The sequence below is a fragment of the Ochrobactrum soli genome (assembly GCF_003664555.1).
GTDB classification, from domain to species: domain Bacteria; phylum Pseudomonadota; class Alphaproteobacteria; order Rhizobiales; family Rhizobiaceae; genus Brucella; species Brucella teleogrylli.
On record NZ_RCHH01000023.1, the window covers coordinates 26,217 to 44,999 of the forward strand.

Here is an 18,783-nt window from a genome sequence, read left to right on the forward strand (position 1 = left end):
CGCGGCCATCGTGTCGCTTTTGGTGAGAAGGGTCGAAACAAGTCATGAATTTGACGCCCAGAGAAAAAGACAAGCTGTTGATTGCCATGGCGGCGATGGTTGCCCGCCGCCGTCTGGAACGCGGTGTGAAGCTCAATCATCCGGAAGCCATCGCCTTGATCAGCGATTTTGTTGTTGAAGGCGCGCGTGACGGACGCACCGTCGCCGATCTGATGGAAGCAGGCGCGCATGTCATCAGCCGCGAACAGGTGATGGCGGGCGTTGCCGAGATGATCCACGACATTCAGGTCGAAGCGACATTTCCCGATGGCACCAAGCTTGTCACGGTACATGAGCCGATCCGCTGATTTTGAAATCTAATTTTTGAAAAGGTGCACGATGAAGAAGATGACGGTCCTGACGGCAGCAGCGTTTGCGCTCATTGCAAACCCTGCCTTTGCCCACCTCAATCCCGCCGAACACGGCTCGTTTGCCGCCGGTTTCTCGCATCCGTTTTTCGGTGCGGATCATATTCTGGCGATGGTCGCCATCGGTCTCTGGGCGGCGATGCTGGGCGGGCGCGCGCTTTTCATCGTGCCTGCGGCTTTTGTCGGCGTCATGCTTCTGGGCTTCATGGCGGCGCTTCTCGGTATGCCGCTGCCATTCGTCGAGCCGGTCATTCTGGCCTCGGTGGTCGTGCTTGGTTTTCTCGTTGCACTGGCGCTGCCGGTCTCGCCGCTTGTCGGCGCGGTGATTGCCGGTTTCTTCGCTTTCTTTCATGGTCATGCGCATGGCGGTGAAATCGGCGCTGCGACCTTCTTCAGTTATGCGGCAGGCTTTGCACTGGCGACGGCCCTGCTCCACGCAGCGGGTATAGCGTTTGGTCTTGGCATCGGGCGTCTGGTGTCGGGCCCGAGCGGACGCCTCGCCCTGCGGGTTGCCGGTGGCGCGACCGCGCTTGGCGGACTGATGCTGATCGCTGGTTGAGGTGCGCCATGATACCCGGCGAAATCTTCACAGTTGATGGCGAAATTGAGCTCAATGCGGGGCAGCCCACGATCACGATCAAGGTTGCCAATACCGGCGACCGACCGATCCAGGTTGGCAGCCATTATCATTTCTACGAGGCGAATGCGGCACTTGCATTCGACCGCGAGAAGGCACGCGGTTGCAGGCTCGATATAGCGGCGGGAACCGCCGTGCGTTTCGAGCCGGGACAGGAACGCGACGTGACGCTGGTTCCGCTTGGCGGCAAGCGTGAGGTCTATGGGTTCCGCCAGAAAATCATGGGTAAGCTTTAATTCAGAGCCAGAGCACATCCCGAAAAGTGTGAAACGGTTTTCGGACGAGATGTGCGTCAAAACAAAGAGCGCCGACGGAGAATTTCATGCCAGCTAAAATCAGTCGCGCCACCTATGCGCAGATGTTTGGCCCCACCACTGGCGACAAGCTTCGCCTTGCCGATACGGAACTTATCATCGAGGTCGAACACGATCTCACCACCTATGGCGAGGAGGTCAAGTTCGGCGGCGGCAAGGTTATCCGTGACGGGATGGGCCAGAGCCAGCTCCCGCGGGCGCAAGGGGCGGTCGACACGGTCATCACCAATGCGCTCATTCTGGATCACACCGGCATCTACAAGGCAGATATCGGGTTGCGCGACGGGCGCATTGCAGGCATTGGCAAGGCAGGCAATCCTGATACGCAGCCGGGTGTCACGATCATTATCGGCCCGGGCACCGAAATCATTGCGGGCGAGGGCAAGATCGTCACGGCGGGCGGCATCGATTCGCATATTCACTTCATCTCGCCGCAACAGGTGGATGAGGCGCTGAATGCCGGCATCACCTGTATGGTGGGCGGCGGCACCGGCCCCGCGCACGGCACGCTGGCGACAACCTGCACGCCCGGACCGTGGCACATTGCGCGGCTGATCGAGTCCTTCGACGGCATGGCGATGAATTTCGGCGTCTTCGGCAAAGGCAATGCCTCATTGCCGGGCGCGCTGGAGGAAATGGTGCTGGCAGGGGCTTGCGGCCTCAAGCTGCATGAAGATTGGGGCACGACGCCTGCGGCTATCGACAATTGCCTTTCCGTGGCCGACCATTTCGACGTGCAGGTGGCGATCCACACCGATACGCTCAATGAAAGCGGTTTTGTGGAAGACACGCTGAATGCTTTCAAGGGACGCACCATCCACTCCTTCCACACCGAAGGTGCGGGCGGCGGCCACGCGCCGGATATTATCCGCGTCTGCCAATATCCCAATGTTCTGCCCGCATCGACCAACCCGACGCGGCCTTATACGATCAATACGGTGGCCGAGCATCTCGACATGCTGATGGTCTGTCATCACCTCTCCCCCGCCATTCCCGAAGATATCGCCTTTGCCGAAAGCCGCATCCGCAAGGAGACCATCGCGGCTGAAGATATTCTGCACGACATGGGCGCGTTTTCGATTATCTCGTCCGACAGTCAGGCCATGGGCCGCGTCGGCGAAATGATCATCCGCTGTTGGCAGACGGCGGACAAGATGAAGCGCCAGCGCGGCAGTCTGCCCGATGACAGACCGGGCAATGACAATTACCGCGCCCGACGCTATGTGGCGAAGTATACCATCAATCCGGCCATCGCCCATGGCATGTCGCATGAGATCGGCTCGATTGAAGTTGGAAAGCGCGCCGATCTGGTGTTGTGGAACCCGGCTTTCTTCGGCGTCAAGCCGGATATGGTGCTGCTGGGCGGCTGGATCGCAACGGCTCCGATGGGCGATCCCAATGGGTCTATCCCCACGCCGCAGCCGATGCATTATCGCCCGATGTTCGGTTCTTTTGGCAAGGCGCGCACCAATACCTCAATCACTTTTGTTTCGCAGGCGGCAATCGACGGTGGGCTGCGTGAGAAAATTGGAGTGGACAAGCAGATGGCTGCGGTCATCAATACGCGTGGCGGCATTGGCAAGCAGTCGATGATCCTCAACAATGCGATGCCGCAAATGGAAGTCGACCCGGAAACCTATGAAGTGCGCGCCGATGGCGAGCTTCTGACATGCGAACCGGTTGACGTGGTGCCGATGGCGCAGCGTTATTTCCTGTTCTGAGATTTGAGGTGGAACATGTTTCGAGCAACAAACATCATCCGCGCGCATGAAGTGATCGACGCTGTTCCGGCGGCGCATGCCGTGCTGGAGCGTGACGAACGCCATCTGCGCCGCAAGGCTATCACGCTCGATAGCGGCGAGAAGGTGCTTGCCGATTTTCCGGAGCCGGTGGTGCTGGAACATGGCGACCGGATTGTTCTCGACGACGGGCGGGAGATCGAGATCCGCGCCGCCAGCGAAGAGCTTTACGAAATCCACGGTCGCGACCAGTTGCATATCGCTGAGCTTGCATGGCATATCGGCAACCGGCATCTGGCGGCGCAGATTGAGGCGGACCGCATCTTCATTCTGCGTGACCATGTGATCAAGGCGATGCTGGAAGGTCTGGGCGCAACCGTGACCGATGTGGTGGCGATTTTCAGCCCGTTGCGCGGCGCTTATTCAGGTGGCCATTCGCATCATGACCACGGCGGGCATAGTCACGGACATGACCACGCACATGGTCACGATCACGGCCACGAGCATGACCATCACCACCACCATCACGACTGACCCCAACACCGCCCTCCTGCGGCTGATGGCGTGGCTGTCGCCGGTGTTTCCGGTTGGCTCGTTCAGCTATAGCCACGGGCTGGAGCAGGCGGTGCATGATGGCTTCGTCACCGATGCGGACGCATTGAAGGACTGGCTGCGCTGGCTCGTCACACGCGGTTCCGGCTGGAATGATGCGGTCTTATGCGCTGAAAGCTGGCGGCGAGCGATGGCGGGTGAGGATTTGCGGGAAGTGGCCGATCTGGCGGAGGCGCTGGCCGGTTCGCGGGAACGGCATATGGAAACCACGCTGCAAGGCGGTGCCTTCCTGTCGGCGGCGCGCAGCTGGCCGTCTCCAGTCTTCGATCAACTGCCGGTCGATTGCGCCTATCCGGTGGCCGTCGGGGCCGTGGCCGCCGCGCATGGTGTTCCGCTCGGCTCGACGCTGGCAGCCTTCTTGCAAGCCTTCTGCATCAATCTGTTGCAGGCATCTATCCGCCTGTCGGTAACAGGACAAAGCGGCGTGACCACTACCATGGCGGCGCTGGAAACCACGCTGGCGGAAACCGCCATGCGCGCAGGACAGTCTGGTCTGGACGGCCTTGGCTCGGCGACATTTATCGCCGACATTATGGCCATGAAACACGAAACACAGCATTCGAGGCTTTTTCGCTCATGACACAGAAAAACGGACCGCTCAGAATTGGTATCGGTGGGCCGGTTGGCTCCGGCAAGACGACGCTGACCGAAAAGCTCTGCAAGGCGCTGCGCGACACATATTCGGTCGCCGTCATCACCAACGATATCTACACGCAGGAAGATGCCTATATTCTGGCGCGCCACCAGGCGCTGTCCGAGGACCGTATCATGGGCGTGGAAACCGGCGGTTGTCCTCATACGGCAATTCGTGAGGATGCGTCGATCAACCTGCAGGCTATCGCCGAAATGAACCGGCGCTTCCCTGATCTGGATATCGTGTTCATCGAATCCGGCGGCGATAATCTGGCGGCGACCTTCTCTCCCGATCTGGCCGATCTGACGCTTTATGTCATTTCCGTCTGTCAGGGTGAGGAAATTCCGCGCAAGGGTGGGCCGGGCATCACGCGTTCAGATTTTCTGGTCATCAACAAGAGCGACCTTGCACCCTATGTCCGCGTCGATCTGGAGGTGATGGAAGGTGACGCGGCACGCATGCGCGGCAAGCGTCCGTTCGGCTTTACCGATCTGCATCGCGGCGAGGGTGTGCAGGCGGTGATCGATTTCATCGTCGAAAATGGCGGGCTGGATATTCGCGCCGCCTGATAAACGGCGTTTCGTTAGAGCGGTTCCGGTTAAAATGGAATCGGGGAACCGCTCTATCTATTTGTTTTTACGCATTATCCTACGCAAAACCGCTACGCACTTTTGCTGGAAATGCTCTATATCCGAACCAGCGGCGTATCCTCATCGAACAGGTCGGAGAGGTTGTGCAGCGGGTCGTTGAGCGACCGCTTGCGGATGGTCAGCAACGTATTCAGCCCGTTTGCAATGCGCCTTGCATAGCCGAGATCGTTGAGAAGCGAGCTCAGCTGCAAGCCGCTGACTTTTTCCTGCCTGTTCGCTTCGAAAAGCTTCGCGCCGAAATCCCGCTCGAAGTCTTTGACCTTCTCGGTAAAAGTCTGCTGGTGGATATCCCAATTGTCGCTTGCTGCGTCGGCGCGGCTCAAAACGCGCACTTCATGCAGCACATTGACCAGATGTTCGCGCAGCTCGACATAGGCGTCGCGCACGGGTGAATTGGTCTGCCGGAGATAGAAGCCGAGATTCTTCTGGAGATGCTTGGCATCCTTGACGATTTCCGCCATTTGCAGCGCGATGATCTGGGCGGTCATCCAGAAATTCTGCTGGTCCTTGTCGTTCCCCGGATCGACCTTGCCGATGAAACTCAATATGTCACCATAGACGCCTTTGATGTAGAGCCGGTAGAGCAGGTCGGCATCCACATAATCGGCATCGGGCGCGGCGCGCATAACGGCGTCGTCATGCTTGGCACGGTTGATCTCGCTGATCGGCAGATAAAGCGCGTGGCAGATCACCTCCACGCTCAAGCGCCCGAGATGCTGCAATTCATGCACCAGCGCCAGAGCCGCCGTTTCCGGCGAGCTGAGCGCCGTCTTGTCGAGATAACGGGCGCGCAGCGCATTGTCCGGCAGGTCCGGTGTGCCCGCCGGGATGAGAACGCGCGGTTCCGGCCTGTCGGGCAGCATACGTTCGAGAAACCGCGTGAAGGGAACCAGTGCGGGCCAGAAGATCAACACGCCTAGAATGTTGAATTCGCTGTTGAAGATCGCAAGCTGGATGAGCTGGTTGTCGCCGACGCCCATTGCCTCCGACAGCCACACGGCAAGGCGAACAAGCACCCACATCAGGACAAGTGAAATGCACGCGGTGACGACATTGAAAATCACATGCGCCAGCGCCAGCCTTTGGCCGCTGCGGTTGCCACCGAGCGCACCGGCAATGCCGGTGGTGACACTGCTGCCGACATTGGCCCCGATGGCAATCGCCGCCGATTGCCAGAGATCGACCTGCCCGAGACCAAGTGCTGTCAGCGTCAGCATCAGGGTCGCATGGGTTGATTGCAGCAGCAGGGTCAACACAAGGCCGATGCCAGCGAAAATGACCTGACCAAGCCAGCCATCGATCCTGTATTGCGCGAGATCGAAATTCTCGGTGACAACGGAAAAGCCCTGCTTGATGCCGTCAATGCCAAGAAAGATGAAGGCGATGCCGAGCAGAATGCGCCCGATAGCCTTGATCTTCGGTCCGAAGAAACTCGCCAACACGCCGAACACCATCAGCGGCAGCGCCAGCGACGACAGGCTGAAATTCTGCCCGGCCAGCGACAGCAACCATATGCCGGTTGCGGAACCAAGATTTGCGCCGAAGATGATGGATATGCCCGCGGCCAGTGAAATCAGGCCGGTGGTGATGAAGGCGATGGTCATCAGCGAAACGAGCGTGCTCGATTGCATCACCGTCGCGCCGACCAGCCCGACCAGCAGACTTTTCCACGAGGTCGAGGTGCCGCGCGCCAGCATGCGCTCCAGTGCGCTGCCTGCCAGATTGCGCAAGCCGTCTTCAAGGCACTGCATCCCGAACAGGAAGATTGCAAGTCCGGCGCAGAGCGTCAGCCAGCTTTCGTTGAGCCAGAAACTATAGCCGAGGACGGCGACCAGTATCAGGCCAAGAAAGCGCGCCGCCTTCTGCCCCATTCCATTTTCCGACGACACAAGCGCTGCCATGGTTGCTGTCTTTGTTTCCTTCGTGCGGGGATGTTTTGGGATTGCAATCAGTCGGTCAGATTTTTCGCGCCTTCGGATGAAGTATTGCTTGATGATAAGCAGCTCGTTTTGAAAGCGCTATCCGGAAATTTCGATCCGGGAAATCTGTTTGCTATGGGCACCCTGCCGGAGTGAAATTCGTTTCACCTGAATTAATTTGAATTGCAAAGCAAATTAATTCGTGCTTTATTGTCCCTATGCAATCCAGTTCGTCTTCTCCTCGGTCCCAATTCGGGATTCGCTTCTCGTTGCTTGCCCGACGCTGGCGGCGCGCGCTTGATACGCGCCTTGCTGAAGCGGGGCTTTCCGATGCCACCTGGGTTCCGTTGATCCATCTTCAGACCACCGGCGGCGGCGTGACGCAGAAGGAACTCGCCGCTCTGGTCGGGATCGACGGATCAAGCCTTGTGCGGCTTCTGGATATTCTGTCCCGTCAGGAACTGGTCGAGCGCCGGGTCGATGAAAACGACAACCGCGCGCGGTTGATCTTCCTTACGCCCAAAGGTGAGCAGCGCGTGGCCGAAATCCGGCGCGAACTGGCCAAAGGCGAGGAAGATATGCTGGCGGACATTTCCGATGCGGATCTGGCCACCATGCTTGACCATTTTGACTCTATCGAGCAGCGCCTCGCGGCCAAGCCGCTGAGACGCTCACAGGAAACCGGAGAATGAGTACCGAAACGTCTACGATGACATCGGCCCGCAGGCTGGATGCCGCGCGCCAGCTTTTGAAGCCGCAACAGTTTCGGGAAAGCGTCGCGCTTTCGCGGCAGCCTTCCATTCGCAATTCGTCGCTCGCTGGCCTTCAGTCAGCGGCCACGGCGGTCATCGCTTTGCCGCTGGTCTATCTTTCGCCCTGGTCGCATCTGATCGGCTTTGCTTCGCTTGGCGCTCTGGTCGCCCTGTTTGGGCGCTTCGCACCACAGGCACGCCGCAACCGCGTTGTGCTTCTGTGCGCCATCTGCCAGACGCTGGCCGTGCTCAGCATGTCGCTTGTCGCCGCAGCGGGTGCGCCGCTGGCTGTACAGCTTATGCTTCTCGCCGTTCTGTGTGGCGTGTTCTGTTTTGTGACCACCACCGGAAAATTCGGCCCTCCCGGAGCGTTGATCTTCATTTTTGCCGCCGGGGCGTCGATGAGCCAGTCGGTTACGGTACATCAGACGGCGGAACGCACCGCCGCCACTGCGCTGGTCGCGATACTGGCCTTTCTGGTCTGTGTGCTGACGGAGTATTTCCGCCATCAGGCAAGCCCAGAAAAGCCTTTCCCTTCGGAAGCGTTGCGACCAATTCGTCACCGGCTGATCGCTGCGGTGCGCGTCGCTTTTGGCGCGGGTGTAGCGGCGTTTGCCGCCTATGCGATGGACGTCGCGCACCCTGCCTGGGCGGCAATGGGCGCTGTTGCCGTAATGCAGGGCGCGCATCTGCATATCAATATGAACCGTGCCTTGCAGCGCATGGTGGGCACCCTTTTGGGTGCGGTCGTCGCGTGGATGATCCTGACGCAAGCACCGTCCATTTGGACGCTGATCGCGATACTGGGGCTCCTGCAATTTGCAACCGAAGTGATTATCGGTTCCAATTATGCGCTGGGGCAAATCCTCGTGACGCCGATGGCGCTGCTGATGACCTATATCGCTGCGCCGGGTCTGAATGGGGCCGATATGGTGTCGGAACGGGTTCTCGACACATTGCTCGGGGCTGCTATCGGCATTGTCTTTTCCGTGTTGTTTTCAACGCAGGACGACCGCGTCTATCTGGCCGAACATCACATAAAAAGAACGCAGCGCTGACGGCGCTGCGAGCGGATTAATTCCATTCGTTTTATAGAAAATAGAAAATGCTTTCTCTATTTGCGATGAGAAGGCAGTCAGCACCTTTGAACGCCAGTGCGTAGCGTGACACCATTCCGTTACGTTTGATCCGGTCGACCGGAGAGGCGATGACGGCAATAAACGATGGTGACAAGCATGGGCGATAAAGCGTTGAGATTGGTGGAAGATACGGCGGATATCGCTGTTTCACCCGATGAGCTTAAGGCTGCAATGCGGCAGCTCGCTGGCGGCGTCAGCGTTGTCACCGCAGGCTTCGGCGACGGGCGCACTGGCGCGACTGTCACCTCGGCGACCGCGCTTTCGGTCGATCCGCCAACGATCATCGTCAACATCAATCGGGGTTCGTCGGTCTGGCCCGCCATCAGCCGCCACAATCATTTCTGCGTCAATGTGCTGTCGGCGGCCCAACAAACGGTTGCGGATCGGTTTGCCGGTAAGGACGGTATCAAGGGTGTTGCGCGCTATGCCGGCGCCGAATGGTACACGCTGGAAAGCGGCGCGCTGGCGCTGACGGGCGCACTGGCCGCAGTCGATTGTGCCGTGGAAGACGTCATCGAGCGGCACACCCATGCCATCATTATCGGTCGTGTTTTGAAAATCGTAGCGGGCGGCGGCGAGCCGCTTGTCTATCACAATGGCGGCTACCGGCTGCTGGATCTGTTGTCAGGCGCTTAACCTGGCCCATTCTGGTGCGGTGCTGTCATCTTCGAGGCCACCGTTACGCGCGAATTGTTCCAGCGTCATCGTGTCGAGAACGCCAGCAATGGCTTCGCGCACGAGCAGCATCGAACGGCGCACCTGACAGGCGCGGTGATCTTCGCAATCTTCGCATGGCTGATAGGCCATGCGGCTTGCGCAGCGGATCGGCGCGAGCGGGCCATCGAGAACGCGGACAACCTGACCAATCGTAACCTCGGTTGCTGGTTTGGAAAGGCTGTAGCCGCCGCCGGGGCCCTTCTTGGAACGCAATATGCCGTCGTTGCGCAGTTCCAGAAGAATGGCGTCGAGAAATTTCTTGGAGATATTGTTCTTGGAAGCAATCTCGGCGACGAACGCGCTTTCGCCGGGTTCAAGCAAGGCAAGATGCGCCAGTGCTTTCAAACCATATTTGCCCTTCTTCGTCAGCATGGACACTCCACCGATAATCGCCAATGGTTGGTGCGCATGCTTTTGCATGAAATCGAGCGAATAGATAGTCTATTTACAGGTAGTAGACCCCGATCCGCTTCCCGCCGATAATTTCAACCGAGATATCTATATCGTAAATGGCGCTCAGGATTTCCGGATGGACCAGCGCGTCCGGCGTGCCCTGATGCGCGACCTTGCCGTTGCGCATGGCGACGATGTGGTCGGAATAGCAGGAGGCGAAGTTGATGTCGTGCAACACCAGCACGACCGTCTTGCCGAGCTCATCGGCAGCGCGGCGCAACAACTTCATCATCGATGCCGCATGCTTCATATCCAGATTGTTCAATGGCTCATCAAGAAGCACATAGTCCGTATCCTGACAAAGCACCATGGCCACGAAGGCGCGCTGGCGCTGTCCGCCGGACAATTCATCGAGAAAGCGATCGCTCAAGCATTCAAGGCCAAGATACTGGATCGCCTGTTCGATATGCTTGCGGTCTTCGCTGTTAGGTCGCCCCTTGGAATAGGGATAGCGCCCGAATGCCACCAGATCCCGCACGGTCAGTCGTGAATTGATGGCGTTTTCCTGCCTCAGTATGGAGAGGCGCTTTGCCAGCACATCGCCCGAGGTGGTGGTGACATCCAGACCGTCCACGGTCACGCGGCCTTTGTCCATCGGCAAAAGGCGGCTGACCATGGAAAGCAGCGTTGATTTGCCCGCGCCATTGGGGCCGATGATCGATGTTACGCCGCCCGCGGGCAGGTGCAGGGACACGTCATCGACGACAAGAGCGCCGCCATAGGATTTGCTGACTTGGCTTATTTCGATCAACGTGCATTTCCCCTGACAAGAAGGATAATGAAGACGAGACCGCCCAGGAATTCGATGATGACGCTGAGCGCGGTATTGAAGGCAAAGGCCCGTTCGAGAATGGTCTGGCCACCGACAATGCAGATGATGGCCAGCAGGACGGCAATCGGCAGGACGACGCGATGTTTCCCCGAGCCTGCCAGCATGTAGGCGAGATTGGCGACCAAAAGGCCGAAGAAGGTGATCGGTCCGACAAGCGCGGTCGAAACCGCGACAAGCACCGTTACCATCAGCAGGATGAGCCGCACCACGCGGCGGTGATCGACACCGAGATTGATGGCAGGCTCGCGTCCAAGCGCCAGTACGTCAAAGACATGCATCAGCCGCCAGCCATAAAGCGATACGGCGGCGACGATGATCGCCGAGAGCGTCAGAATATCGGCGTTGATCGTGTTGAAGCTGGCAAAAAACCGGTCCTGCAACACCGCGAAGAGATCGGGATCGAGCATACGCTGCATGAGATTGGACAGGCTGCGGAAGAACACGCCGCAAATAATGCCGACCAGCATCACCAGATGCAGGCTGCGCGCCGCGCCCGAAAACAGCCAGTAATAGAGTGAACCTGCAAACAGCACCATCACCAGCGTTTCGGTGACAAAGCGCATGTTCGGTCCAATCCAGTCGACCTGCACCGCGCCGAAGAAGAACACCACAACGGTCTGGATCAGAATATAGAGCGCATCGAAGCCCATGATGGAGGGCGTGAGGATGCGATTATTGGTGACGGTTTGAAACAGCACGGTCGATACCGCGATTGAATAGGCCACCAGCACCATGGCGGCGAGTTTGGTGCCGCGGAAGGACAGGATGAACGACCAGCTGCCCTTCGCACCGATTGTCATGAAGGCAATGGCGGCGAGTAGCGCGATCGCGCCGAGAAGCGGAATGAGGGTAGCGGGGCGTTTAAGCAAGGCGTGAACCCCGCCGCAACAGGAGGTAAAGGAAGATGACGCTGCCCACGACGCCCATCATCGTGCCGATGGGGATTTCATAGGGAAAGCGGATCAGACGCCCGGCAATATCGCAGGCGAGCACCAAACCCGCGCCGAGAACGGCGATCCATGGCAAGGCGCGGCGCATATTGTCGCCGACGAACATGCTGACGACATTGGGCACGATCAGGCCGAGAAACGGGATCATGCCGACGGTGACGACGACCGACGCGCTGACCATCGAAACGATGATGAGGCCGAGTGTCACCACACGGCGATAATTGAGACCGAGATTGGTGGTGAAATCCTCGCCCAGCCCTGCGACGGTAAACCAGTCGGCGGCGATATAGGCGACGACGGTGAGCGCGAAGGCGATCCACAGCAATTCGTAGCGTCCGCGCAGCACGCCGGAAAAGTCGCCGGTCGTCCACGAATTCAGCGATTGCAACAGATCGAAGCGGTAGGCGATGAAAGTCGTGATGGCGCTGACAACGCCACCGAGCATGATGCCGACCAGAGGAACAACCAGCACGGAGCGAAGCGGGATGCTGCGCAGGATACGCAGAAACAGCGCCGTTCCCGCCACTGCGGTGACGGAGGCAACCAGCATCTTGACGAAGACGGGCGCTTCCGGCGCAAAGAGAATAACCAGAAGAATGCCGAGACTGGCGGATTCGACCGTTCCCGCCGTCGAAGGCTCGACGAAACGGTTGCGGGTCAGCATCTGCATGATCATGCCGGCAACGGCCATCGACATGCCCGCCAGCACAATGGCGATGGTGCGCGGAATGCGGCTGACAAGCAGCAGTTCAAGCGCGCTGCCGGGGCTGCCATCCACGCTTTCACGGGAATAGAAAAGCGCATGCAGTGAGACGTCGCCGACCCCGATAAACAGGCTGATGACAGCCAGCACGGCGACAACAACTATAGCTGCAGCTAATCCCTTCACGCTTTATCCTGTTCTCTTGCCTTGTCATGCATCGGGCTGTCCGGCATGGCGGACAGCCCGGGTGACTGGGTCAGAAAGTGCCTGACTTTTACTTTGCCTTGTCGAAGACTTCCAACAATTGATCGATAGTGCCGTGCAGGCCATTGAGACCGCCACCGACGAGATACCAGTTCTGCGACTTCAGATAGACGATCTGGTCTTTCTTCGCCGCCGTGGTCTGGCGAACGAGATCATTGTCGAGAATCTGCTTGGCGGAATTGCCCTCGCGACCGATGGCGGCGTCGCGGTCGATCACGAACAGCCAGTCAGGATTGGTCTTCAGAATGAATTCCTGGCTGATCGGTTGGCCGTGATTGCCCTTGGTGGTCAGGTCTTTGGCGGCAGGCGTCACGCCATAGGCGTCATGCAGCATGCCAAAGCGCGAACCCGGGCCATAGGCGCTCATCTTGCCGCCGGTGGTGAGGATCAGAAGACCCGTGCCCTTGTCTGCGGCTTTCTGCTTCAGCGTGGCAACATCGGCGTTGAGCTTTTCGATTTCTGCCTTGGCTTCCGCTTGCTTGCCAAAAATCTGGCCAAGCTTTTCAACATTGGCTTCTGTGCCGCCGATGAGGTCCTTCGAGGAGACCGTCAGATCAATGGTGGGCGCGATCTTTGCAAGTTCCGGATATTTGGCTGCCGAACGACCGCCAACAATGATGAGATCCGGCTCGGCGGCATTGATGGCTTCATAATCCGGCTCGAACAGCGTGCCGACTTTCGGATAATCGTCGGACTGGTACTTCTTGAGGAAGTCCGGGGCAGTGACCAGCGTTGGCACGCCGGAAACCTTGACGCCGAGGCGGTCGAGATTGTCGAGCGTCGCCAGATCGAGCACGATTACCTTGGCTGGCGAAGCAGGCACTGCCGTTTCACCCTGCGCATGCTTGATGGTGATGTCTGCGGCGCTGGCGGCGGAGGCCAGAGAAAGCGCCACGACGGCTGCGCCACAGAGGCGGGCGACATGTTGGCCGAAATTCAGCATGGTGCACAATCCTTTCGTCAATCCTGTGCTTTATAGTCCAGTTTTCCGCAGGTCAAAGCCCGACGGACAAAAAACGCTCAATTGTCTGTGTGTTCGGGCTTCCTGCCGAGCAGAATGAAGTTCAGGCTGTCCGCCACTGTCAGCGGGATCATCGAACCATGCCCCTCGTTGGCGAAACGGTGAAAAGCCGTTTCCAGCTGCGGCAGCGGTTCCAGTTCCTTGTACACATCCGTGCCCGATGGCCCGCCGCGCAGCTTGCGCATGCGCTGGATATCCGCAGGCGATTGACCGGGGCGGGAACCGCGCTTGCCGGAGGTTTCCATCAGCAGACGCAAAGGGTGGGGAGCCGATTTGAACGAGGCGATGAAACGATCCTTGTCCGACAGGATCGAATGATTATCCCACCAGATCGAAGGGTCGGCAGCGCTGTAGGTCTGGAAGGAATTCGTGTGATTGAACAGCGCATAGAGCGTGAAAAGCCCGCCCAGGGAATGGCCGAACAGCGCCTGCCTGCTTTTGTCGATGGAGAACCGCTTTTCGATTTCGGGCTTCACCCGTACTTCGATGAAAGCAAAGAACGCATCGCGACCGCCGGTCTTTGGCTGGTTGGCCGGATCGGGCGTCAACTGTTCACTGGTCGCCGACGTCAGATCGAAATAGCGCAGCCGCACGATTTCATCAGCATCGTCGGTCGGATAACCAATACCCACCAGAACGGCCTTGAGGTCATCGTTCTTCGCCATTTCAGCAGCGGCAAGCGGCAGCATGCGATTGCCGTCGACCATATAAATGACGGGATAGCCGCCTTCGGGAGCGGCTTCAGCGGGCGCTGCGGTGAAAATGCGATAGGAAATGCCGTTGGCTTCCATGTCGAAGGAAGCGCGCACCTGTTCTGCTGCCTGAACCGTGGAGGCAAAAATCATGCTGCCGACCATTAGCCACAAGGTCTTCTTTATGTTCTTCAGAGCGCTCATTGAGCATCCATTCAATCGAAAAAATGACGCCAGCCTTTCGTTTGGCTGGCGTCACACTGCGTCAGATCAGAAGCGCGACGTCATGCTGACCCAAAGGCGACGACCATCGACAACCGTGTTGAACTCATCGACATCGATTTGCTTGTCGAAGATGTTGTAGATGGCTGCGTTGAACGTCACGTTCTCGCTGAAGTCATAGGAACCGCCGAGATCGACCGTCGCGTAGGGCTTGTACTTGCGCGCCAGAACGGTCTTTCCGTCCGCTGCATAGACCGGCGTACCTGCTGTTCCGATACGCGCGCCGGCATTGGTTTCCTCGCCATGATAATTGGCGGCGGCCCATGCCTTCAGCCCCTCGACGGGGGTGATCCAGTCGCCGCGCAGGCTCGCCATATGCTTCGGCGTGCGGGCCAGCGGAAGGCCCGCATAGGTGCCGGTCTTTTGTTCGGAATCCGTATAGGTGTAGTTGCCGCGAAGGGTGATCGTGTCGGTTGCTTCCCAGTTGAAGGTCAGCTCCACGCCCTGCATGACAGCTTCATCGATATTGAAGGCATACCAGAGACGGTAGTTCGGATCTTCGCTCCAGCGGACGGGATCGCCGTTGCTGTCGGTGACAAGCGCGTTGGAAATCTTGTCCTTGAAGTCCGTGTAGAAGTAGGTGGCGCCCAGACGAAGGCCGGTCTGGTTGTCCCACAACACGCTGGCTTCGTAGCTGGTGCTCTTTTCCGGTTCCAGATTTGGGTCGCCGATGATGACGCCGCAGGTGCCGGTCGGGCCGTAGGAGCAGCCGCCGCCGCCCGTCGTATAAGCATAACCCGGTGCGATGGTGCGGATATCGGGGGCCTTGAAGCCGGTCGAAATACCGCCCTTGAAGGTGATCTGATCGGTCGCGTGCCATACCGCATAGCCGCGGGGACTCAAATGCGAACCATAGACCTCGTGATCGTCCATGCGCAGACCGCCGGTCAGCGAGAAGTCGGGCGTCAGCCACCATTCGTCTTCGGCGAACAGCGCCCATTGGCGTACGCTGAATTCTTCGTCCAGTCCGGTGCGGCGTCCCGGATTCTGGTCGGTGAGAACCGTGTCCATGAACTGGCCGCCGGTGACGAGCGTGTGATTGCCGTACAGTTCGAACGGCGTGGTGAATTTGCCGTCGAGCACCGAGTTCTTCACATGCGGAGAGCGAAGGTTCTCGACATAGCTCTTCGATGCGTTGTTCCAGTTGAAGTTGGTCCGCTCGGACCATTCCTGCATGAAGGAGAATTCCGACGTGGTCGGGCCCCAGCGGCCGGTATGGCTGATCGACCAATGGTCGCGGTCGTTGTAATTGTAGGAATCGACAGCCGACGCGGTTTTTTCCGTCGTGTTGCCAACGGTGCTGTCGCGGCGCAGGCGCGTCTTGCCCAGTTCAAGCTGGATATCGTGGTCTTTGTTCGGGGTCCAGGTGATGCGACCCGTGATGTCGACATCCTGCTGCTCGGGCGAGCCGCTGACGATCTTGTCTTCCTGACGCTTCAGGCCGCGTCCCCAAAGCTGCACGCCGATAAGGTCCGGCACCAGCGGTCCCGTGATATAATAGGAACCCTGAAGGGAATTGCCGTATTTGGAATGCTGCTGAGCAACGCCGTCCACCGTGAACGAGCCGCTCCACTTGTCCGACACTTTCTTGGTGATGACGTTGATGACACCGCCCATCGCATCCGAGCCATAGAGCGAAGACATTGGACCGCGAATGACTTCGATACGCTCAATGGCGTTAGCAGGCGGAAGGAAGCTCTGTTCGAAACCGGAATTGCCGTTGGTGCGGGCATCGCGGGTGCTCTGGCGCTTGCCGTCCACGAGCAGCAGCGTATAGGAGCCGGGGAGGCCGCGAATAAAAATATCGCGTTCGGCGGCAGGGCCGGTCACGGCCACACCCTGCACGTCTTTCAAGGCGTCGGTCAGGTCGCGATAAGCGCCTTTTTCAAGCTCTTCGCCCGGCACGACGGTGATGCTGGCAGGCGCATCGGTGATGTTCTGCTCAAAGCCCGTCGCCGTCACCACGATCTGGTTCAGCTTGACCGTGCCATCGGATGCAGTGTCAGCAGCCTGTTCGCCTTCCGCAGCCTTTTTCTTCTGGGCTTCGGTTTCTTCAGCGGTGGCGCTGGTCGCACTATTTGCTGCTTGCGCGAAGGCGCCCGTTTCGCTTAACAAAAGGGCGGTTGAAAGACACGTCCCTGCAAGGATCGCTCTGGAAGCAAGCTTTCCTCTGGTAATCTGCCTGCCTTGCGCGCCACTGGCACACAAGCCCCAAAACAAGCTGGTCATTTTCACCACCGTCTAAAGTTGAGTTTTCTACTCTCCTTATGTATGGCTATAAGATGACGTCAATCATCATGTTTTAGAAACTTTCCAAGTTTCAAAAAACGCAACTGACGAGGCAGGCATCGGAAATGGCGGATAAGCGGGCGAAGAGCGCAAAACCGGCGGAAAAGGCCGAAAGCGATGGCGCCAATCCTCGTCTGGGGCAGTTGCGGCTGCTGATTGCGCTTGATGCACTTCTTGTGGAAGGCAGTGTCGGTGGCGCGGCCAAGCAGATGGGCTTGAGCATTCCGGCGATGAGCCGTCTGCTGGGGCAGATCCGCGACCATTTTGACGATCCAATCTTTGTCCGCTCCGGTCGCGCCATGATCGCGACGCCAAAGGCGGAAGCATTGCGCGGTCGCTTGCGGCGTTTGGCGAATGAAGCCGATGCCTTGATGAAGCCCGATGCAGAAAACGCGCATGTGTCAGCCTGCACCGGACATCATGGATGGAACCGCAGCGCTATCGTTACGCCGCCGCCACTGACCATCCGCAAGGTGACGGATCTGGAGAACCACCCGTCGGCGGAATATACCGCCGCGCAGTTCGCCGATATCCAGAGCGAGAACGACCCGACGCGGCGGCTGGCCAAATATATTGCCGTCGTTGGCCGCAAGGTGGGGCACACCCGTCCGCTGGAACTGCATGAGGCGGAAGATGCCTTCACGACCATTTTCGCGGGCGAAGCGGACCCGATGCAGATCAGCGCGCTGTTGCGCCTGATCCATTATCGCGGGCTGACCGCGCCGGAGCTTGCAGGCATGGCGTGCGCATCCGCGCGGTTTTATGCGGCGGGAACGAGTATCAACACGCCTGCGCTGGATTGGCCCGCCTACCTGTCTCCCAATTCTTCGCAGTCGCCATGGTTCATGCTGTCTGCACTGCTCGTCGCGCGCGCCGGTTACCCGGTGCTGATGCATGGCAGTTGCGGTGTCGGCGAACTGTCCGGCAAACTGGAGATTGCGGCGGAAGCGATCAACATGCCGATTGCCACATCGCATGAACTGGCGGAAAGTGCGCTCAGAGCGCATGGCATATGCTTCATGCCGATGGCGGGTTTTGCGCCGCAGGTGCAGGCGCTGCTGGCGCTTTATCCGCTATTCGAGTCCCGTTCGCCGGTGAACAGTCTTGTCCACCTCCTGAACCCGTTGGGGCTGAAATCGTCATTTCTCGGCGTGTCGCAACCCGCTTATCGCGAGTTGCATCGCGATGCTGCCGTGCTGCTCGACATGCAGTCGGTTTCGGTCGTCTCGACCAGCCGCGATGTGGCGGAACTGGTCCCGCACCGCAAACACACCATATATCGCCACGTGCAGGGGCATTCCAGCGCCTTGCAGCTGCCGACGCTTTCGAAAGCCAGCAGCGACAAGCATTCCAGCCTCAGCTCTTTTGAATATTGGCACGGTGTTTGGAGTGGCACCGCCACCGACGAGCGCGCCGAAAGCATAGTCATCGCAACGGCAGCCATGGCCATGATGACGGTATCCGCCGCTGATAATAACAGCTATGATGCGTTCCACCAGAAAGCCGCAGCCATGTGGCGCAACCGTCATTCGGCTAATACACAAGTCGAAAATCGGTAGGGGTTAACCCCAATATCTAGACCGCATCCTCCGTCCTATTATCCCCCTGTCAAGCAAATGGGGAGGATTTGCCGGAGGAGCGATACGTGCGAACTGATGGGCCAGGTTCTGGCACCCGTTCTGCCACGACCCACCCATCCAGCGTCCTTTCAAGCTGACTCACCACACCACCGCTTCAAGGCGTGCAGTGCGCGTATCCGCGCCGGTCAAGCCTCCCC

General features: G+C 58.8%; 19 protein-coding genes. 11 read left to right on the forward strand and 8 right to left on the reverse strand.

Annotated features, from left to right (window positions below; all coding sequences use genetic code 11):
- Nucleotides 1–44: 44 nt before the first annotated feature.
- The 7 genes from D8666_RS22055 to ureG all read left to right on the forward strand — a co-directional run bounded on the left by D8666_RS22055 (nt 45) and on the right by ureG (nt 4,912).
- Nucleotides 45–347, forward strand: coding sequence for an urease subunit gamma (locus D8666_RS22055; RefSeq protein ID WP_109366969.1), 303 nt, complete (start codon nt 45–47; stop codon nt 345–347).
- Between the two features lie 31 nt (nt 348–378).
- On the forward strand, nt 379–966 hold the full coding sequence (locus tag D8666_RS22060) for a HupE/UreJ family protein (RefSeq protein WP_121539453.1): 588 nt from the start codon (nt 379–381) through the stop codon (nt 964–966).
- An 8-nt stretch (nt 967–974) separates the two neighbouring features.
- Complete coding sequence (locus tag D8666_RS22065) at nt 975–1,280, forward strand: urease subunit beta (RefSeq protein ID WP_109366971.1); 306 nt, start codon at nt 975–977, stop codon at nt 1,278–1,280.
- 86 nt (nt 1,281–1,366) lie between these two features.
- A complete protein-coding gene (ureC, locus tag D8666_RS22070) occupies nt 1,367–3,079 on the forward strand; it encodes an urease subunit alpha (protein ID WP_109366972.1) in 1,713 nt (570 codons plus the stop codon).
- 15 nt (nt 3,080–3,094) lie between these two features.
- A complete protein-coding gene (gene ureE, locus D8666_RS22075) occupies nt 3,095–3,631 on the forward strand; it encodes an urease accessory protein UreE (protein WP_109366973.1) in 537 nt (178 codons plus the stop codon).
- Nucleotides 3,603–4,289 carry an urease accessory protein UreF gene (locus D8666_RS22080; RefSeq protein WP_109367946.1) on the forward strand — a complete coding sequence of 229 codons (687 nt, stop codon included), beginning with the start codon at nt 3,603–3,605 and terminating at the stop codon, nt 4,287–4,289. The genes ureE and D8666_RS22080 overlap by 29 nt, the downstream gene beginning before the upstream one ends.
- On the forward strand, nt 4,286–4,912 hold the full coding sequence (gene ureG, locus D8666_RS22085) for an urease accessory protein UreG (protein WP_109366974.1): 627 nt from the start codon (nt 4,286–4,288) through the stop codon (nt 4,910–4,912). Before D8666_RS22080 ends, ureG begins: the two co-directional genes overlap by 4 nt.
- 116 nt (nt 4,913–5,028) lie before the next feature.
- Here the strand turns inward: ureG and D8666_RS22090 are convergent, their stop codons facing one another.
- On the reverse strand, nt 5,029–6,894 hold the full coding sequence (locus D8666_RS22090) for a Na/Pi cotransporter family protein (protein WP_209446018.1): 1,866 nt from the start codon (nt 6,892–6,894) through the stop codon (nt 5,029–5,031).
- A 287-nt stretch (nt 6,895–7,181) separates the two neighbouring features.
- Between D8666_RS22090 and D8666_RS22095 the strand changes: the two genes are divergently transcribed.
- The 3 genes from D8666_RS22095 (at nt 7,182) to D8666_RS22105 (ending at nt 9,439) form a co-directional block, all read left to right on the forward strand.
- Nucleotides 7,182–7,604 carry a MarR family winged helix-turn-helix transcriptional regulator gene (locus D8666_RS22095; RefSeq protein WP_235859049.1) on the forward strand — a complete coding sequence of 141 codons (423 nt, stop codon included), beginning with the start codon at nt 7,182–7,184 and terminating at the stop codon, nt 7,602–7,604.
- On the forward strand, nt 7,601–8,722 hold the full coding sequence (locus D8666_RS22100; protein ID WP_109366977.1) for an FUSC family protein: 1,122 nt from the start codon (nt 7,601–7,603) through the stop codon (nt 8,720–8,722). Before D8666_RS22095 ends, D8666_RS22100 begins: the two co-directional genes overlap by 4 nt.
- Before the next feature lie 177 nt (nt 8,723–8,899).
- A complete protein-coding gene (locus tag D8666_RS22105; RefSeq protein WP_235859050.1) occupies nt 8,900–9,439 on the forward strand; it encodes a flavin reductase family protein in 540 nt (179 codons plus the stop codon).
- Here D8666_RS22105 and D8666_RS22110 read toward each other — a convergent pair.
- The 7 genes from D8666_RS22110 to D8666_RS22140 all read right to left on the reverse strand — a co-directional run bounded on the left by D8666_RS22110 (nt 9,428) and on the right by D8666_RS22140 (nt 16,946).
- Nucleotides 9,428–9,892, reverse strand: coding sequence for an Rrf2 family transcriptional regulator (locus tag D8666_RS22110; protein WP_109367947.1), 465 nt, complete (start codon nt 9,890–9,892; stop codon nt 9,428–9,430). The two genes, D8666_RS22105 and D8666_RS22110, sit on opposite strands and share 12 nt — an antisense overlap.
- Nucleotides 9,893–9,965: 73 nt before the next feature.
- Nucleotides 9,966–10,724 (reverse strand): iron ABC transporter ATP-binding protein, encoded by a 759-nt coding sequence (locus D8666_RS22115; RefSeq protein WP_121539455.1) that lies wholly within the window; start codon nt 10,722–10,724, stop codon nt 9,966–9,968.
- Nucleotides 10,721–11,674: an iron chelate uptake ABC transporter family permease subunit gene (locus tag D8666_RS22120; RefSeq protein WP_121539456.1), complete on the reverse strand. Its 954-nt coding sequence runs from the start codon at nt 11,672–11,674 to the stop codon at nt 10,721–10,723. The genes D8666_RS22115 and D8666_RS22120 overlap by 4 nt, the downstream gene beginning before the upstream one ends.
- Nucleotides 11,667–12,644 carry an ABC transporter permease gene (locus D8666_RS22125; protein ID WP_121539457.1) on the reverse strand — a complete coding sequence of 326 codons (978 nt, stop codon included), beginning with the start codon at nt 12,642–12,644 and terminating at the stop codon, nt 11,667–11,669. The genes D8666_RS22120 and D8666_RS22125 overlap by 8 nt, the downstream gene beginning before the upstream one ends.
- 88 nt (nt 12,645–12,732) lie before the next feature.
- Nucleotides 12,733–13,665, reverse strand: coding sequence for a siderophore ABC transporter substrate-binding protein (locus D8666_RS22130; protein ID WP_121539463.1), 933 nt, complete (start codon nt 13,663–13,665; stop codon nt 12,733–12,735).
- Between the two features lie 77 nt (nt 13,666–13,742).
- The gene (locus tag D8666_RS22135) at nt 13,743–14,639 is read right to left on the reverse strand and encodes an alpha/beta hydrolase (RefSeq protein WP_121539458.1); all 897 of its coding nucleotides are present in this window, start codon (nt 14,637–14,639) and stop codon (nt 13,743–13,745) included.
- Nucleotides 14,640–14,705: 66 nt separating this feature from the next.
- Entirely contained in the window at nt 14,706–16,946 is a 2,241-nt protein-coding gene (locus D8666_RS22140; RefSeq protein ID WP_109366983.1) for a TonB-dependent receptor domain-containing protein, read from the reverse strand.
- A gap of 125 nt (nt 16,947–17,071) precedes the next feature.
- On the opposite strand from D8666_RS22140, the gene D8666_RS22145 reads away from it, so the two are divergent.
- Entirely contained in the window at nt 17,072–18,565 is a 1,494-nt protein-coding gene (locus D8666_RS22145) for a glycosyl transferase family protein (protein WP_121539459.1), read from the forward strand.
- The last annotated feature ends 218 nt before the right edge of the window (nt 18,566–18,783 follow it).

Coding starts and splice junctions, on each gene's coding strand:
- D8666_RS22055 (WP_109366969.1), top strand. CDS start 45: ATGAATTTGACGCCCAGAGAAAAAGACAAGCTGTTGATTGCCATGGCG.
- D8666_RS22060 (WP_121539453.1), top strand. CDS start 379: ATGAAGAAGATGACGGTCCTGACGGCAGCAGCGTTTGCGCTCATTGCA.
- D8666_RS22065 (WP_109366971.1), top strand. CDS start 975: ATGATACCCGGCGAAATCTTCACAGTTGATGGCGAAATTGAGCTCAAT.
- ureC (WP_109366972.1), top strand. CDS start 1,367: ATGCCAGCTAAAATCAGTCGCGCCACCTATGCGCAGATGTTTGGCCCC.
- ureE (WP_109366973.1), top strand. CDS start 3,095: ATGTTTCGAGCAACAAACATCATCCGCGCGCATGAAGTGATCGACGCT.
- D8666_RS22080 (WP_109367946.1), top strand. CDS start 3,603: ATGACCATCACCACCACCATCACGACTGACCCCAACACCGCCCTCCTG.
- ureG (WP_109366974.1), top strand. CDS start 4,286: ATGACACAGAAAAACGGACCGCTCAGAATTGGTATCGGTGGGCCGGTT.
- D8666_RS22090 (WP_209446018.1), bottom strand. CDS start 6,894: ATGGCAGCGCTTGTGTCGTCGGAAAATGGAATGGGGCAGAAGGCGGCG.
- D8666_RS22100 (WP_109366977.1), top strand. CDS start 7,601: ATGAGTACCGAAACGTCTACGATGACATCGGCCCGCAGGCTGGATGCC.
- D8666_RS22105 (WP_235859050.1), top strand. CDS start 8,900: ATGGGCGATAAAGCGTTGAGATTGGTGGAAGATACGGCGGATATCGCT.
- D8666_RS22110 (WP_109367947.1), bottom strand. CDS start 9,892: ATGCTGACGAAGAAGGGCAAATATGGTTTGAAAGCACTGGCGCATCTT.
- D8666_RS22130 (WP_121539463.1), bottom strand. CDS start 13,665: ATGCTGAATTTCGGCCAACATGTCGCCCGCCTCTGTGGCGCAGCCGTC.
- D8666_RS22135 (WP_121539458.1), bottom strand. CDS start 14,639: ATGAGCGCTCTGAAGAACATAAAGAAGACCTTGTGGCTAATGGTCGGC.
- D8666_RS22140 (WP_109366983.1), bottom strand. CDS start 16,946: ATGACCAGCTTGTTTTGGGGCTTGTGTGCCAGTGGCGCGCAAGGCAGG.
- D8666_RS22145 (WP_121539459.1), top strand. CDS start 17,072: ATGGCGGATAAGCGGGCGAAGAGCGCAAAACCGGCGGAAAAGGCCGAA.